Here is a 16,044-nt window from a genome sequence, read left to right on the forward strand (position 1 = left end):
CGGGATACGCTCCCACCAGCAAACGAGAACAGGTTCCTGTTTTGCTCGCCCTGAGCTGAGGAGATCAGATGGGCACGCTCGGTTTCTGGAGGCTCGCGCAGGCGGATCCCGAGTGGATCGCGGCCGTGGACCCGGACGGCACGCAATACCGCGCGGGCGACCTCCTCGCCCGCTCGAACCGCCTCGTGCACGGGCTGCGCGCGCTCGGCCTCCAGCCCGGCGACGGCATCTGCGGCCTGGTCCCGAACGGCGCCGACGGCCTGGTCCTCTACTGGCCGCCCTGCAGGCCGGCTGGTACTACACCCCGATCAACTGGCACCTGACCGGCCCCGAGATCGCCTACATCGTCTCCGACAGCGAGGCCAAGGCCTTCTTCGTGCACCCGCGCTTCCTGGCCGAGGGCACCCGCGGGGCCCAGGCCATCGCGCCCGAGCGCCGCTTCCGCATGGGCGGCACGGCGGAGGAGTTCCGGCCCCTGGCGGAGCTCCTCGACGGGCAGCCCGACACGACCCCCGCCGACCGCACCGCCGGGGCCACCATGCACTACACCTCGGGCACCACCGGCAAGCCCAAAGGCGTCCGGCGGCAGCTCAGCGGCCTGGACCCGGACGACGCCGCCGAGCTGATGACCTTCCTGCTCGGGCTGTTCGGCATCACCCCCGGCCGCCCGAACGCGCACCTCGTGACCTCGCCGAGCTACCACACGGCGGTGACCCAGTTCGGCGGCACGGCGCTGCACATGGGTCACACGCTCGTCTACATGGACAGGTGGGACGCCGAGGAGATGCTCGCGCTCTGCGAGCGCCACCGCGTCACCAACTCGCACCTCGTCCCGACCCACTTCAAGCGGCTGCTCGCCCTGCCGGAGCAGACCCGCTCCAAGTACGACCTCTCCTCCCTGAAATGGATGATCCACGCCGCCGCCCCCTGTCCGATCCCGGTCAAGTGGGCCATGCTCGAGTGGTGGGGCGACTGCGTGTACGAGTACTACGCGGCCACCGAGGGCGGCGGCACCCTCGCCACGCCCGAGGGCTGGAAGGCCCACCCGGGCACGGTCGGCTCGGCGTGGCCGATCAGCGAGCTGCTCATCGCGGACGACCAGGGCGAGCCGGTGCCCACCGGGACCCCCGGGACGATCTACATGAAGATGATGGGCGTCCCGTTCGAGTACAAGGGCGACCCCGCCAAGACCGCCGCGAACCGCCTCAAGGACTACTTCACCGTCGGCGACATCGGATACCTGGACGAGGACGGCTTCCTCTACCTGTGCGACCGCAAGGCCGACATGATCATCTCTGGCGGGACGAACATCTACCCGGCCGAGATCGAGAACGAGCTCATGATTCACCCGAAGGTGGCCGACGTGGCCGTGTTCGGCATCCCGGACGAGGAGTGGGGCGAGCAGATCAAGGCCGTCGTCGAGCCCGCGCCGGGCACCGAGCCGGGGCCCGAGCTGGCCGCCGAGCTGCTGGCCTCGCTGGAGGGGCGGCTGGCCAGGATGAAGTGGCCCAAGAGCATCGACTTCATCGCCGAGATGCCCCGCGAGCCCAACGGCAAGCTGCTCAAACGCAAGCTCCGCGCCCCGTACTGGGAGGGACACGACCGTGCCATCTGATCCGCTGGTCGCTCAGCACGTCCTGGAGTTCCCCGGCGGCTACACGCGTACGACGGGACCGGTGGTCGGCCGGTTCCTGAGCGAGTTACGCGCTCGCCGCATCGTCGGGGTACGGACGGCGGAGGGCCGGGTGCTCGTCCCGCCCCTCGAGTACGACCCCGCGACCGGCGAGCCCGTCACCGGCGAGTACGTCGAGGTCGGCCCGGCGGGCACGGTCACGACGTGGGCATGGGTGGACGAGCCGCTCGAAGGTCACCCGCTCGACCGCCCCTTCGCCTGGGCGCTGATCGAGCTCGACGGCGCGGACACCGCCCTGCTGCACGCGGTGGAGGCCGAGAACCCCAAGGCGATCGGGGCCGGCACGCGCGTCTGGCCCGTCTGGCGCGACCGGCCCACCGGCCACATCACCGACATCTCCCATTTCGCCCCCGAGGTCACGAAGATCGTGTCCAACGTGCGCGCCGAATACCGCCTCCAGGCGGGCGGCGCGCTGCGCGTCTTCCTGGAGGGCGTCGAGCGCGGCGTCCTCCTCGGCGGCCGGTGCGGGAGCTGCGGCAAGGTGTACGTGCCCTACCGGGCGGCCTGTCCCGAATGCGGAAGCGCCATCCCGGAGACGCTCGAACTCCCCGACACCGGCACGATCACCACGTACGCCATCAACAACCTGCCGGATCCCCGGGCTCCGCAGGTGCCGTTCGTGTCGGCGTACATCCTGCTCGACGGCGCCGACGTCCCCATGATCGCCCTGATGGGCGACGTACCCGCACACGAGGTGCGCCAGGGCATGCGCGTCAAGGCCGTCTGGGTCCCGGAGGGCGAGCGGACGGCGTCCATGACGAACATCCGCTGGTTCGCCCCCACCGGCGAGCCGGACGTGGAGCTGTGATGAGAGACGTAGCGATCGTCGCATTCGCCCAGACGCGGCACACCGGCCAGGACACCGGCCTGACCGAGCCCGAGCTGATCCTGCCCGTGATCAACGAGGTCAAGGAGCGGACCGGGCTCAAGCGGTTCGGCTTCACCTGCTCGGGGAGCTGCGACTACCTGGCCGGGGCGCCGTTCTCGTTCGTGTCGGCGCTCGACGCGCTGGCCGCCTGGCCGCCGATCTCCGAGAGCCACGTCGAGATGGACGGCGCCTGGGCGCTGTACGAGGCGTGGGTGCGCCTCCAGCACGGCGACATCGACTCGGCCCTGGTCTACGGCTTCGGCAAGTCGTCGCTCGGCGACCTGCGCACGATCATGACGCTCCAGCTCGACCCGTACTACCTGGCCCCGCTCGGGCTCGACCAGCTCTCCTACGCCGCCCTCCAGGCCAACGCGGTCGGCGCGGACCGGCGGGAGCTCGACGAGATCGTCCGGCGCAGCCGCGCGGACGGCAGGAGCAACCCGTACGCGCTCGATCTGCCCGACCCGGACGGTGAGGACTTCGCCGTGCAACCGCTCAGGAAGACGGACGTGCCGCCCATCACGGACGGCGCGGCGGCGATCGTGCTCGCGACCAGGGACCTGGCCGCCCGGCTGTGCCCGAATCCCGCCTACATCAGGGGAATCGCGCACCGCATCGAGCCGCACTACCTGGGCCTGCGCGACCTGGCCCGGTCGGTCTCCGCGGCCGACGCCGCGCGGGCCGCGGGGGTCGGGAAGGGGCCCGTCGAGGTGGCCGAGCTGCACGCCCAGTTCCCGCACGAGGAGATCGTCCTGCGGGAGGCGCTCGAACTGGGCGGCGACACCGTGATCAACCCGTCGGGCGGCCCGCTGGCCGCCAACCCCGTCATGGCCACGGGCCTCATCCGCATCGGCGAGGCCGCGCGGCGCATCCACGACGGCGACGCGAGCCGCACGGTCGCGCACGCCGCGAGCGGCCCCTGCCTGCAGCAGAACCTCGTCACCGTCCTGGAGGCATGAACAATGGGCAACCGGTGCGCGGTCATCGGCGTCGGGCAGACGCACTACACGACCAAGCGGCGCGACGTCTCGATCGCCGGGCTGGTGCGCGAGGCGGCGCTGCGGGCGCTGGCGGACGCCGGGCTGACGTTCAAGGACATCGACGCCGTGGTCATCGGCAAGGCGCCGGACCTGTTCGAGGGCGTGATGATGCCGGAGGCGTACCTGGCGGACGCGCTCGGCGCGGCGGGCAAGCCCATGATGCGCGTGCACACGGCGGGCAGCGTGGGCGGCTCCACCGCCCTGGTCGGCGCCTCGCTGATCCAGGGCGGGGTGCACGAGCGGGTGCTCGTGGTCGCGTTCGAGAAGCAGTCGGAGTCCAACGCCACCTGGGCGCTGTCCACGCACCTGCCGTTCAACGCGTCGCTGGTGGTGGGCGCGGGCGGGTACTTCGCCCCGCACATCCGCGAGTACATGCGCAGGTCCGGCGCCCCCGGCCACATCGGCACGCTGGTGGCGGTCAAGGACCGGCTGAACGCGCTGAAGAACCCGTACGCGCACCTCAAGATCCCCGGCATCGACCAGAAGATGGTCGAGTCCACGCCCATGCTCTGGGAGCCGATCCGCTACCTGGAGACCTGCCCGTCCAGCGACGGCGCCTGCGCGCTGGTGCTGTCGTCGGAGTCGGCCGTCACCGGCACCCCGGCCTGGGTGCACGGGACGGCCATGCGCTCCGAGCCGATCTTCCGTGCCGCCCGCGACACGGTCAGCCCGCAGGCCGGCAAGGACTGCGCCGCCGACGTCTACCAGCAGGCCGGCATCACCGACCCGCGGCGGCAGATCGACGTGGCCGAGGTGTACGTCCCGTTCTCCTGGTACGAGCCGATGTGGCTGGAGAACCTGGGGTTCGCGGCGGAAGGGGAGGGATGGAAGCTCACCGAGTCGGGCGCCACGGCACTCGACGGTGACACCCCCTGGAACGCCTCGGGCGGGGTGCTGTCGAGCAATCCGATCGGGGCGTCGGGGCTGATCAGGTTCGCCGAGGCCGCGCTGCAGGTGCGCGGGATGGCCGGCGAGCACCAGGTGGACGGCGCCCGTACGGCGCTCGGCCACGCCTATGGCGGGGGAGCCCAGTTCTTCGCGATGTGGATCCTCGGACGGGAGAGACCCTGATGGAGTTCAACCACGCTGACCTGTACGAAGGGCTCGCGGACACGATCGGGGACAGGACGGCCGTCGTCTGCGGCCAGGAAAGGCGCACCTACGCCGAGCTGGAGGCCGAGTCGAACCGGCTCGCCCACTACCTCATGGACCTCGGCGTCCAGCCGGGCCAGCACGTCGGCCTGCACCTCTACAACGGCATCGAGTACGTCGCCGGCCTGCTGGCCGCCCTCAAGATCAGGGCCGTGCCGATCAACGTCAACTACCGGTACGTCGAGGCCGAGCTGCTCTACCTCTACCGGGACGCCGACCTCCGGGCACTGCTCTACGACGTGGAGTTCGAGCCCAGGGTGGCCGCCGTGGCCGGCGACGCGCCGCTGCTGGAGCACCTGATCGCGGTGGGCGGGCAACCGTCGCTCGGCTCGGCGGTGCCGTACGCGACGGCCCTGGAACACGGCAAGCCGGAGCGGGGCTTCCCGCCGCGCTCGGGCCAGGACGTGTACATCATCTACACCGGCGGCACCACCGGCATGCCCAAGGGCGCGATGTGGCACGTCGAGGACCTGTTCATGGGCTTCGGCGGCGGCAACCCGTACGGCGAGCCGCGCGCCACCCCGCAGGAGGTCATCGACGAGGCGATCAAGGCCACCCCCATGGTCATGATGGCCGCGCCGCCGCTCATGCACGGGGCCGCGCAGATGGCCACGTTCATCTGCTGGTGCATGGGCTCGACCATCGTGTACGTGCGCAAGTTCGAGGCCGCGGAGGTCTGGCGGGCGATCGAGCGGGAGCGCGTCGCCACCCTGAACATCACCGGAGACGCCATGGCCAGGCCCCTTGCCGAGGCGCTGGAGAAGGGCTCGTACGACGTCTCCTCGCTGTTCGTGATCAGCTCGACCGGGGCCATCCTGTCCGGCGCGGTCCGCGACCGCCTCCAGGAGCTGCTCCCGAACGTCATGATCCTGGACAGTTTCGGCTCCACCGAGTCCGGCTACACGGCCTCCGGCGTGGCCGGCTCCTCGCCCGAGACGGGCCTGCGCTACCAGCCGAACGCCGTGGTCAAGCTGGCCGTGCTCGACGAGCGGAACCGCCCGGTCGAACCCGGCTCGGGGCAGATGGGGACGGTGGCGCGGTCGGGGCGGGTGGCGTTCGGCTACTACAACGACCCGGACAAGACGGCCCGCACGTTCGTCACCGACGAGGCGGGCACCCGGTGGCTGCTGACCGGTGACCTGGCCACGGTGGACCCCGACGGCACCGTGAACGTGTTCGGCCGGGGCTCGCAGTGCATCAACACCGGCGGGGAGAAGGTGTTCCCCGAGGAGGTCGAGGCGGTGCTCAAGGGGCATCCCTCGGTGTTCGACGCGGTGGTGACCGGGGTGCCGGACGAGCGGTGGGGCAACCGGGTGGCCGCCGTGATCGAGCCGCGGCCCGGCATCGAGGTCACGGCCGACGAGCTGGACGGGCACTGCCGGCGGCTTCTGTCCGGGTACAAGGTGCCTCGTACGTACGCGTTCGTGACGGAGATGGTGCGCTCGCCGGCGGGCAAGGCCGACTACCGGTGGGCCCGCGAGACGGTCGAGAACACCGCCACGGACTGAGGCAGCCGATCGGGGTCAGGTCGGGCGGCGCTGGGAGCTCAGCCGGCGCAGCTCGGCCTCGACCGCCCTCGCCTCCTCACCCCTGCCCCCGGCCGTCTCCAGCAGCTTCAGCCGCCCGATCAGCACGTCCCGGAGCAGCCCCTGCCCGCCCTCGGCCGCGGGCAGCTCGCGCAGCAGGTCCGCGGAGACCCGCAGGGCGGCCTCCGCGGCGTCGTCCCGGCCCAGCTCCCACTGGCAGAAGCCCAGGCGGGCGTGCGCCACGGCCCTGGCCAGCGCGTCCCGCGTCACCTGGGTGCTCCGGTGGAAGACGAGCCCGGCCTCCAGCGCCCGCCCCGCCTCCATCAGCGCGTCCCCCAGCATGAGCATCGCCTGGGACAGCAGCCCCGACTGCATCGGATTGTCCGGCGAGAACCGCTCCAGCGCCGCCACCGCCTCCCGCAGCGGCTGGATCGCCTCGGCCGCCAGCTCCCGCATCCTGAGCGCGGAGGCCAGGGTGAGGCAGGCGCCGGCGCGGCTGGTGTGCAGGGCGTGCGCGTTCATGCCCGCGGCCAGCAGCTCGTCGTAGATCGCGATGGCCTCGCGCGCCCTGGCCTCGGCCTCCGCGCCGCCGTCCAGCCGCAGCAGGGGGAGCAGCTCCGAGCTCTGCGCCAGGGAGTCGGCCAGGATCGCCCGGTAGGTCGGATCGTCCGGTGCCCGCCGGGCCAGCGGGATCAGGCCCTCCACGAGCGCGTTGGCCTCGCCGAGCTCGCCGAGCATCATGTGACACCTGGCCAGCCGCTGGGTGGCCAGGGCGTGCTTCACGGTGCCCGGTTCGTGGCCGGTCGTGGCGATCCGTGCGTACTCGGCGGCCTCCTGCGGGCGCCCGTCGGCCAGGAGATCGTCGGCGATCAGCGCGGCGGTCTCGGCGGCGGCCAGCGGCTCCGCCAGCCCGCCGAACAGCCGCAGGGCCTCCACCAGGTGCGCCATCGCCTCCTGCCCCCGGCCGAACGCCCGCAGCACCCGCCCCCGCACCTGAACCGCCCGCGCCCGCACCCGCGGCAGCTCCCGCCCCGCCTCCTCGGCCCGGTCCAGCTCGGCCAGCGACCAGGCGATCGCCTCCAGCGCGGCCTGCGAGCGGTCCAGCGCGGCCAGGGTGGAGCCGAGCTGGGCGTAGGTGACGGCGGCGACGGCCGGGTCGTCCAGCTCGTCACAGAGGTCGGCGGCCCGCTCGCAGTGGGCCAGCGCCTCGACGGGGCGGCCCTGGGCGAGCAGCTCGGCGGCGTACCGGTTGAGGGCCTCGGCCAGCGTACGGTCCTCGCGCTCGCCGAGCAGCACGATGGCCTGCTCGACGACGGCAAGCCCCCCGCCCGGCCCGCCCTCGGCCTCCCGGGAACCCAGCGCGGACAGCCGGGCCAGGGCGGATCCGAGGTGCTCCCGATAGACCCCTGAAACGGCGGCGAGCCCCCGGTAGACGCGCACGGCCAGCTCCGCACCCGCCACGGCGCTCGCGGTGTCACCCGCCTCCGCCGCCGCGGCACTGAACGCGGCCAGGCACCGGCCGTACCGGTCATACGTCTCGGGCGCGCCCGTCAGCGGCACCTCCCGCTCCAGCTCCTCCGTGAACGCCGTGAGCGGCCCCACCAGCTCGGCCGCCGCTCCCTCCACCGCGCCGGCGAGCTCCTCGACGAGGGCATCGAGCTCATCCGTCCCGGGAAGGGGCCGCAGGTCCAGGATCTGCGCGTACAGATCGGTTCCGGCGGCGGGGCCCTCCTCCTCCACCCGCAACCTGGCCAGCCGGACCAGCGCCAGCAGGTGCACGCCGGCCAGATCGTGGGGGACGGGCTGCCCGAGCCGCGCCATCGCCGAGGTGCCCGCGGCCAGCCGCGTCCGGGCCGCCTCGCTCTCGTGCTGCTCGGCCAGGCAGAGCCCCCCGAGCTCCAGGCAGGTGGCGGCGACCAGCCGGTCCCTGTCGCCGGGCGGCGAGGGGGTGAAGTCGAGCGCGCGGGTGACGGACCGCAGCGCGCCTTCGGGGTCCTGCCGGGTGAACCGGATGCCGCCCTGCAGGCGCAGCGCCCCGGCCAGGGCGACGGGACGTTCGAGACCCTCCGCCACGAGCTTGGCGTACAGCTCGACCAGCCGGTCGGCCGCCGCCTCCGCGTCGGACGGGCAGGCGGCGCGGGACAGGGCGACCGTCTCGAGGATCATCAGCTCCGCCAGCTCGGTACGGAACTCGGCGCTCGTCTGGGCGTGCGGCTCGTAGGACTCGATGGCGGTGAGCAGGTGAGGGATGGCCTCCTTGTGGCGCCCCAGCACCACCAGCGAGCGGCCGAGGGCAGCGGCGACCATGCCGACGGCGATCGCGTGCGGCCCGTCGGGCGCGGCGTGCCGCTCCAGCAGCTCGGCCGCCCGCATCGCCAGCGCGAACCCTTCCCCGGCCCGCCCGGCATCCGCCCAGGCCCGGGCGAGCACGGCCTGCGCCGACAGGTACGCGTGAATCTGCTCGATCCCCGGCGTACCGGCTCCCTCGACGGCCTCCCGGCACTCCGCCAGCCGCCGCTCAGCCCGCCCGACGGCCCCCTCGTGCCCGCCCGCCGCGTCCGAGCGCCTCATGACCAGATCCAGCAGCCACGGCTGCCCGTCGGCGGCTTCCTCCCCGGCGGCCGGGCCGGCTTCCAGCCTCCTGCGCAACCTGGCCCGCACCTCGGACCGATGGGCCTCCTCGGCACCCAGCACGTCGTACAGCTCGGCGGCGATCTCCAGCTGCGCCAGGCCGTCGGCGGTCCGGCCCAGCTCGTCCAGGCAGAGGCCGAGCAGCCGCCTGCCCGTGGCCTGTGCCGCCGTGTCCCGCTCGGCCGCCACGGTCATGGCCTCCTGCAGCGGCCCGAGCGCCTCTTCCGGCCGGTCGTCGATCAGCAGCAGCTCGCCGAGATCGAGCAGTTGCCCGGCCAGGGCGGGGCGGTGCTCGTCGGGTTCGAGCGTGACGAGGGCCCGCAGGCTCCGTACCGCCTCGGCGGCGGACCGTACGGCGGCGTCCAGGTCTTCCAGGCCGGCGTGCAGCCTGGAGAGCACGGCCGCGGCGGAGGCCAGCATGGCCCGCAGGCCGGGCTCCTCCCGCGCCAGCGCCCGCAGCCGGGAGACGGCCTCGGCGGCCGGGGCGAGGGCTTCGGCCGGCCTGCCGTGTGTCTCCAGCCAGCCGGCGAGCAGATGCAGGCGGTGGGCGAGGTCCCTGTCGGTCGGGGCGACGCCCTTGGCGGCGGACGTGGCGGCGACGGCCAGGCAGGCGGCCAGCTCGGGCAGCGCCGCGCCGGCCCCGATCCCCTCGAACGGCGTCAGCGGCTCCGGCACCTGTACGGCGAGCGGCTCCGGCACCTCGCCGAAGACCGCCGCCACACCCCGCTCGGACGCCTGGACGGAACCCGCGGCCGCCGCCCGGCCCGGCGGTGGCCGCCACGGCTCGAACACTGAGCCCGCCCCGCCGGCGAACGCCCGCGCGCCGGTCTCGCCCACGGGCGACCGCGCGCCGGACTCGCCGGCAGGCGCCTGCATGCGGGTCCTGCCGAGGGGCGCCTCCGGCGGCTGCCCGACGGCCATGAGCCGGCTGGCCGGTGGATCGGCCCCGGAACCCGTCGGCGGCAGGCGGTCGCCGGACGTGCCCGGGCGCGGCCGCGGGACCGTGGCCGCCTCACCGTCCGGGTGCCGGTCAGCGGCCGTCCCGGGCAGTACGGACAGGACGCCCGTCACGTTCGCCGCGAAATCGGCGTCACCACCGGCCGCCGAGAACGCCGCCACAGCCTCCTCCAGCCGTCCCGTCCCCAGGAGCGCGCAGGCGACGTTGTAATGCGCCCGCGCGGCCTGCTCCGAATACCGGAGATCGTCCTCGGCCAGGATGCGGAACCGGGCCGCCGCCTCCTGCGCGGGCTTGAGCGCGCCCCCCGCCTCACCGCCCAGCAGCAGGCATGCCCCCAGGCCGAACAGCGCCTCCGCCCGCCCGGCCGCCTCCTCGTACGGAGGAGCGCCGGCGTACGCCTCCACGGCCTCCGCCGCCGCGACCACCGCCTCGCCCACCCTGCCCACGGCGGCCAGGCCGTCCGACAACCGTGCCAGCGCCCCCGCCAGCGCGACCCGCGTACCACCCCGAGCCCGCCGGTGCCGGACAGCCAGCTCGGCGAGCGTCACGGCAAGTGCCCGCGACCCCAGCCCGGCCTCCTCCACCCGCACCGCCGGCAGCGCGGCCACGGCCTCGGCGAGCTGCCGGTCGGTGGCGAACAGCCGCAGCGCGGCGTCGAGCACGTCGCCGAGCCGGCTCGCGGGGTTGGTCACGGCCTCCGCGACCAGCCTCCCGATCCGGCTGATGACCAGCGACCACAGCGCCGCCCTGGCCCGCTCCCTACCCGCCGACAGCCGGAGGACGTCGAGCATGCGCACGAGATGCCCGACCGTGCGGCCCTCCTGGTCGTGGACGGCGAGTACGAGCGCGTCGAGGCTCTCCGTCCCGGCCAGGAACTCCTCGACCAGGAGATCCGGCCCCAGCGGGCTCAGCCGTCCGTCATCGGGAGCGCCTGGTGCGCCCGCGGGGTCACGCCGGCCCGGGAAGACGCGGCCCAGCCAGTCGGCCGCGTTCCGGAGATGAGGTGTGCCGCGAAGTCCGGGGACGGCCATCAGGAGGCCGGGGAGTTCGGCCGGGGAGGGGGCGGTGAGCGTGAGGACCGCCACGGCCTGCCGCGCTGTCACGTCGTCGAGGCGTTCCCCCGTGTCCGGCCAGACGCGGGCCCACTGATCGCGTTCGCGTGCCAGGAACCGGCCGAGCAGGCCGTCGCCGCCTCCCACCCGCCCGATCGCGTCGCCGTCCGCGTCGCACAGCCGCAGCAGGGCGGCCAGGTGGACGCGGAGCGGGAGGCCGTACTCCGGGTCGTCGAGCCGGGGCGGGGAGGGGAGGGCGGCGCGGCTCGGCGCGAACGCCTTCATGGCCGCCGACGCGTGCTCGGTCCGCTCGGTGAGCGTGAGCGGGTGGGCGTTGAGCTGCACCGTCGTGCTGTTGAGCCGTCTGAGCCGGCCGCCCGCCGCCGTGTCCAGCCGCCGCCACCAGTCCGGCTCGCCGGGCTCTCTGGCCGCCAGGAGGAGGCGTACGCGGGGGTTGTGCCCGTGCTCGGCCAGCCTGCGGATCAGCTCGCCGACGAGGGGGAGGGACGGCTCGGGACGGTCGACGACGATCAGGGTGGGTCGCAGCGCGTCGGGCGACACGGCGCTCGGCGGGCCGGGCGGCGTCCCGGCCGGCAGGCCCGCCAAGGCGTCGAGGGGGAGGAAGCCCGTGTCCCAGCCCGCTTCCGCCAGGTCCACGCACAGCTCGCCGGCCAGCCGGGTCTTCCCCGTCCCGCCGCGTCCCGTGAGGACCGCGATCGACAGCGGGGCCGGGTCGGCGGCCCACGCGCGCAGCTCCGCCAGCTCCTCGGTCCGGCCCAGGAACGGCACCACCGCGTGGCGTGCCATCAGCAGCGTCCAGTCCGGGCGGTCCTGGGGCAGCCGCACGCGGGCCGGTTGCAGGAGGGTGGGAAGTGGCGGCGAGGGGTCGCCCGCGACGGTCTCGGGAGGGCCGGGGGCGACGGCCGCCAGCTCGCGGAAGCGTTCGTCGGCCAGCAGGGCGGTCACGGGGATGGCGTCGAGGTGGCGTTGGGCGTGCCCGGAGGGGCTGGTGGCGATCACGCCGATGAGCTGGCCGGCGGGTTCGGCGAGCAGGGCGGCGCCCGACATGCCGTGCCAGAGCGAGTCCGGCATCGACTCGAGTTCGGGGCTCAGCACGCTGACCGCCAGGGTCTTCGACACCGCGCCCATCGGTGCGTCCACCAGGCCGGCCAGCGTCTCCGGGCTCCGCGCCCCTTCTCGCTGCCCCGTCTGCGGGAAGCCCCCGGCCAGCCAGCGCAGGCGATGGGCTCCGCCGGTCGCCGGCCTGGCGAATCGGGTGCGCTCGATGCCGGGCAGGTCCGCCCATACCGGCTCGGTCACCCGGAGCAGCACCGCGTTCGCGCCGCCGCGCCCCCGCCACACCGGCTCGGCCGCCACCCACTGATCCGGCCCCGGCCCGCGCACGTGGCAGGGCGCGCCAGGGCGTATCACGTGACCGGAGGTCAGCACCAGATCGGCACCGACCACATATCCGGAACCGGTCAGGCCGACCAGATCGGCGTGACCGGAGAAGACCTCGACGACCCGTTCGAGCCCGAGACGGTGCGGTGGCGTGTCCATGAGGTCCGCCTCTTAGCTACGTCCTGACGTGCCGTCCCCCTGATCAGCGTCTGATCTCATCTCACTATCGCACTATGGCCCGGAAATTTCCTGGCTTGTCAGGCCTTCTCGGTGGTGAGCCAGGCCGCCAGCCCGAGGTAGACGACCCCGCTGCCCACATCCAGCCGCCGGCGTACGCGGGCCGACCCGCGTACCCGTCCCGCCAGGGCCGAGGCGAGCATCGCGTACGTCCCGTCCGACGCCATGCCCAGGACGATCCACAACAGCCCGAGCAGCAGGATCTGCGGCCCGACCGGCCCCGCCTCCGGGTTGGTGAACTGCGGCAGGAACGCCACGAAGAAGACGGCCGTCTTGGGGTTGAGCACGTTCACCACGAACCCCTCCCAGAACAGCCGCCGCCTCGACTGCGTCTTCACCTCGATCGGCTCGTCGCCGTCGCCCCGGCGCATCAGCTTGCGTACGCCGAGCCAGACCAGGTAGGCCACGCCCACGTACTTGACCACGGTGAACGCCGTGGCCGAGGCCGCCAGCAGCGCGCTGATGCCCAGCGCCGCGGCCGCCACGTGGACGACCGAGCCGGTGTGGACGCCGAGCACGGAGACCAGGCCGGCGCCGCGACCCTGGGAGACGCTCCGGGTGACGATGTAGAGGACCGCGGGTCCGGGAACCACCAGCAACCCGAGCGTGAGCGCGCAGAATATGGCGAGTGTCGAAATGTCCGGCATGGGGCCATGGTAGGCGTGGCGTCAAAGGCTTTCCTGGAGGGCTGCCAGCAGCGCTTCGGTGGCCGGCGGGTGTGGCGGCTCGCCGTAGACGGCGGCGTACACGTGCCTGGTCGACCCCGGCACCTCCGCCACCTCCACCTCCGGGTGGCGATGGGCGGCCAGCGCGAGCCCGGGCAGCATCGTCAGCCCCAGCCCGGCCGCGACCAGCGCCTGCACGGCCACGATGTCGTCGCTGGTGAAGGCGATCCGCGGCTCGAACCCCGCCTTCTCGCAGGTGTCGAGCAGGTGGCTGCGGCACCGGTCGCACCCGGCGATCCAGGCCGACTCGGCGTGCTCGGCCAGCCCGCCCGCGGGGCCGCTCGACACCAGGTAGCTGGGGTCGTCGAGCAGGTGCACCATGTGGATGCCGCTGTCCTCGGGGGCGGTGTCGTCGTAGCGGAACATGACCGCGACGTCCACCCGCCCGGCGCGCAGCAGCCGCAGCGCCTCCGGCGGCTCGGTCTCGGTGAGCTGCAGGCGAAGCCCAGGATGCGCGCCGGCCAGCAACCTGGCCGCCTTGGGGATGAACGTCCCCAGCGCGGACGGGAAGGCCGCCAGCCGCACCCGCCCGGAGCGCAGCCCCACGTGCGCGGCCAGTTCCTCGGCGGTGGCGTCGAGGCGGCCGATGATCTCCGCGGCCCGCTCGGCCAGCAGCCGCCCCGCCTCCGTGAGCCGGATGCCGCGCCCGGCGCGCTGGACGAGCTTGGCCCCGGTCTCCGCCTCCAGCCGGGCCAGGTGGTGGCTGACCGAGGGCTGTGAATAGTGCAGCTCCTTGGCCGCCGCGGTCAGCGAGCCCTTGCGGGCCACCGCGACGAGGACGCGCAGGCGTACAACGTCGAGCATTCATCAATCGTATCTATAGATCGACCAGAAGACTTCTGTTGGACCTATCGGTCGAAATGCAGGACCGTGAAAGGGGAAGGCCGATTGCTGATTTTCCCTAGGGGAATACCATGAATGTCGCCGTAACCACAGCCACCAGACCCGGGCTCGGCATCCTCGTGGCGGGGGTGTCGCGGATCGTCGACCGCCGGCTCGGCCGCCGCGAGACCGCCCTCGCCGTCGCCGCCCTGCTGCGCGACCACCTCCCCGGGCGCGACATCCTGACGCCCGAGGAACGCGCGGGCTCGCCCGACCGGTACGCCAGCCACGTGCTGCACGCCGAGGAGGGCTTCTCCATCGTCGGCGTCGTGTGGCGGCCCGGCCAGGACACGGTGATCCACGACCACGTCTCGTGGTGCACGTTCGGCATCCTCAGCGGGATCGAGCACGAGACGCTCTACCGCGACATGGGCGACCACCTCGTGGAGATCGGGCGGGCCGACAACCGGCCGGGCGAGGTCAGCGGGTTCGCGCCGCCCGGGGACATCCACAAGGTACGCAACACCAGCGCGGAGGTCGGGGTGTCGCTGCACGTGTACGGGGCCGACGTGGCCAGGCTCGGCAGCAGCGTACGCCGGGTCTACGACCTCCCGGTCAGGTAACCCTCCAGCCGGTCGGCCAGCTCCCGGGGCCTCGCCAGCATGGGAGCGTGGCCGCCGCCGATCTCGTCGGGCGTGATGCCGAGCCGGTCGCGCACGACCCGGCGCATGAACTCGGGGGTGAAGAACCGGTCGTCCCGGCACAGCAGGAACCTGGTCGGCACGTCCGGCCACGCGCCCAGCGGCCACGGCTCCAGCACCGCCTTGTCCGCATGGGAGCGCCCCCGGGACAGGCACTCCTCGGCGAGCTCCTTGGGCACGTCGTGCAGGAACAGCTCGACCGTGTCCATCTCCGCCTGCTCGAATCCCGTGTTGCCCCACCACTCGGACGGCGGCTCGCCGGGGACCGGGACCATGGCCGTGACCAGCACCAGGAGCTCGGCAGGCGTCCGCGCGCAGACGAGCGGCCCGACGAACCCGCCCCACGAATGCGCCACGACGACCAGGTCGCGGCGGCCCCCGACGGCTTCGACCACGGTGTCGGCGTGGTCGAGCAGGCCCGCGTTCTCGTCCTCGACCGGCAGGTCCACCGCCACCACGTCATGCCCGCGACCGCGTAGCTCGGGCTCCAGCAGGTGCCAGTCCCAGGCGGAACCCCCGCCACCGTGGATCAGCGCGAACGTGGCCATATTGCGATACCTCCGAAGTCAGGCGACACCCCATCCTGCCCCGGCCGATGAGTTCCCGGCGCCGGCCAGGTCTGTCCATTGACGACCGCCGCACCGAAGGAGTGACCATGGAACCGACCACCCGGCTGGACGCCCGCTTCAGCGCCGAGAACGCCGCCCCGACGTCCTGGGCCGAGGCCCGCGACCAGCTGGAGCGCGCGGAGACGTACTGGCTGAGCACCGTACGCGCCGACGGCCGCCCGCACGTCGCCACGCTGCTGGCCGTCTGGCAGGACGACGCGCTCTACTTCTGCACGGGTGCCGAGGAGCAGAAGGCCAGGAACCTGGAGGCCAACCGCAAATGCGCGCTCACCACCGGAGCCAGCGCCCTGCACGAGGGCCTGGACCTGGTGGTGGAGGGCGTCGCGGAGCGGGTCACGGACCCCGGCAAGCTCAAGCGGCTGGCCGATGCCTGGGAGGCCAAGTACACCAGCGAGTGGCACTTCGAGATCGCCGACGAGGGGTTCGTGAACTCCGCCGGCGGGGTGGCCCTGGTCTTCGAGGTGGCGCCGGCCAAGGTGCTGGGCTTCCGCAAGGGCGACTACGCGCAGACGCGCTGGCGGTTCTGAGCCGCTCAGGCGCCCGTGATGAGGCGCCTTTCCAGGGCGATGACGCGCTCGATGCTCCGCAGGTCGTAGTTGCTCAGGATGA

At 73.3% G+C, this 16,044-nt stretch carries 10 protein-coding genes and 1 pseudogene; 7 read left to right on the top strand and 4 right to left on the bottom strand.

Going from position 1 to position 16,044, the window contains the following annotated elements; all coding sequences use genetic code 11:
* The first annotated feature begins 68 nt into the window (after positions 1-68).
* The 5 genes and pseudogenes from ACTWPW_RS30900 (at position 69) to ACTWPW_RS30920 (ending at position 6,261) form a co-directional block, all read left to right on the top strand.
* Positions 69-1,615, top strand: a pseudogene (locus ACTWPW_RS30900) (acyl-CoA synthetase).
* Positions 1,605-2,501: a Zn-ribbon domain-containing OB-fold protein gene (locus ACTWPW_RS30905; RefSeq protein WP_375112887.1), complete on the top strand. Its 897-nt coding sequence runs from the start codon at positions 1,605-1,607 to the stop codon at positions 2,499-2,501. Before ACTWPW_RS30900 ends, ACTWPW_RS30905 begins: the two are co-directional and overlap by 11 nt.
* A complete protein-coding gene (locus ACTWPW_RS30910; RefSeq protein WP_443170692.1) occupies positions 2,501-3,520 on the top strand; it encodes a thiolase domain-containing protein in 1,020 nt (339 codons plus the stop codon). The genes ACTWPW_RS30905 and ACTWPW_RS30910 overlap by 1 nt, the downstream gene beginning before the upstream one ends.
* A gap of 3 nt (positions 3,521-3,523) precedes the next feature.
* Positions 3,524-4,672, top strand: a complete 1,149-nt coding sequence (locus tag ACTWPW_RS30915; RefSeq protein WP_364119225.1) for a thiolase domain-containing protein — start codon at positions 3,524-3,526, stop codon at positions 4,670-4,672.
* Positions 4,672-6,261, top strand: a complete 1,590-nt coding sequence (locus ACTWPW_RS30920) for an acyl-CoA synthetase (RefSeq protein WP_443170693.1) — start codon at positions 4,672-4,674, stop codon at positions 6,259-6,261. Before ACTWPW_RS30915 ends, ACTWPW_RS30920 begins: the two co-directional genes overlap by 1 nt.
* A gap of 15 nt (positions 6,262-6,276) precedes the next feature.
* Here ACTWPW_RS30920 and ACTWPW_RS30925 read toward each other — a convergent pair whose 3' ends face one another.
* From ACTWPW_RS30925 to ACTWPW_RS30935, 3 genes are all read right to left on the bottom strand, one after another.
* Positions 6,277-12,480: a hypothetical protein gene (locus ACTWPW_RS30925; protein ID WP_443170694.1), complete on the bottom strand. Its 6,204-nt coding sequence runs from the start codon at positions 12,478-12,480 to the stop codon at positions 6,277-6,279.
* A gap of 98 nt (positions 12,481-12,578) precedes the next feature.
* Positions 12,579-13,205: a LysE family translocator gene (locus tag ACTWPW_RS30930; protein ID WP_443170695.1), complete on the bottom strand. Its 627-nt coding sequence runs from the start codon at positions 13,203-13,205 to the stop codon at positions 12,579-12,581.
* A gap of 21 nt (positions 13,206-13,226) precedes the next feature.
* Positions 13,227-14,087, bottom strand: coding sequence for a LysR family transcriptional regulator (locus tag ACTWPW_RS30935; protein ID WP_375112893.1), 861 nt, complete (start codon positions 14,085-14,087; stop codon positions 13,227-13,229).
* 110 nt (positions 14,088-14,197) lie between these two features.
* Here ACTWPW_RS30935 and ACTWPW_RS30940 point away from each other — a divergent pair, with 110 nt between their 5' ends.
* Positions 14,198-14,728: a cysteine dioxygenase family protein gene (locus tag ACTWPW_RS30940; RefSeq protein ID WP_375112894.1), complete on the top strand. Its 531-nt coding sequence runs from the start codon at positions 14,198-14,200 to the stop codon at positions 14,726-14,728.
* On the opposite strand, the gene ACTWPW_RS30945 is transcribed toward ACTWPW_RS30940, so the two are convergent.
* Complete coding sequence (locus tag ACTWPW_RS30945) at positions 14,707-15,354, bottom strand: alpha/beta fold hydrolase (protein WP_375112895.1); 648 nt, start codon at positions 15,352-15,354, stop codon at positions 14,707-14,709. The two genes, ACTWPW_RS30940 and ACTWPW_RS30945, sit on opposite strands and share 22 nt — an antisense overlap.
* 107 nt (positions 15,355-15,461) lie before the next feature.
* Here ACTWPW_RS30945 and ACTWPW_RS30950 point away from each other — a divergent pair, with 107 nt between their 5' ends.
* A complete protein-coding gene (locus ACTWPW_RS30950) occupies positions 15,462-15,962 on the top strand; it encodes a pyridoxamine 5'-phosphate oxidase family protein (protein ID WP_443170696.1) in 501 nt (166 codons plus the stop codon).
* Positions 15,963-16,044: the final 82 nt, after the last annotated feature.

It is taken from the genome of Nonomuraea sp. KM90, assembly GCF_052246675.1.
Classification (GTDB): Bacteria; Actinomycetota; Actinomycetes; order Streptosporangiales; family Streptosporangiaceae; genus Nonomuraea.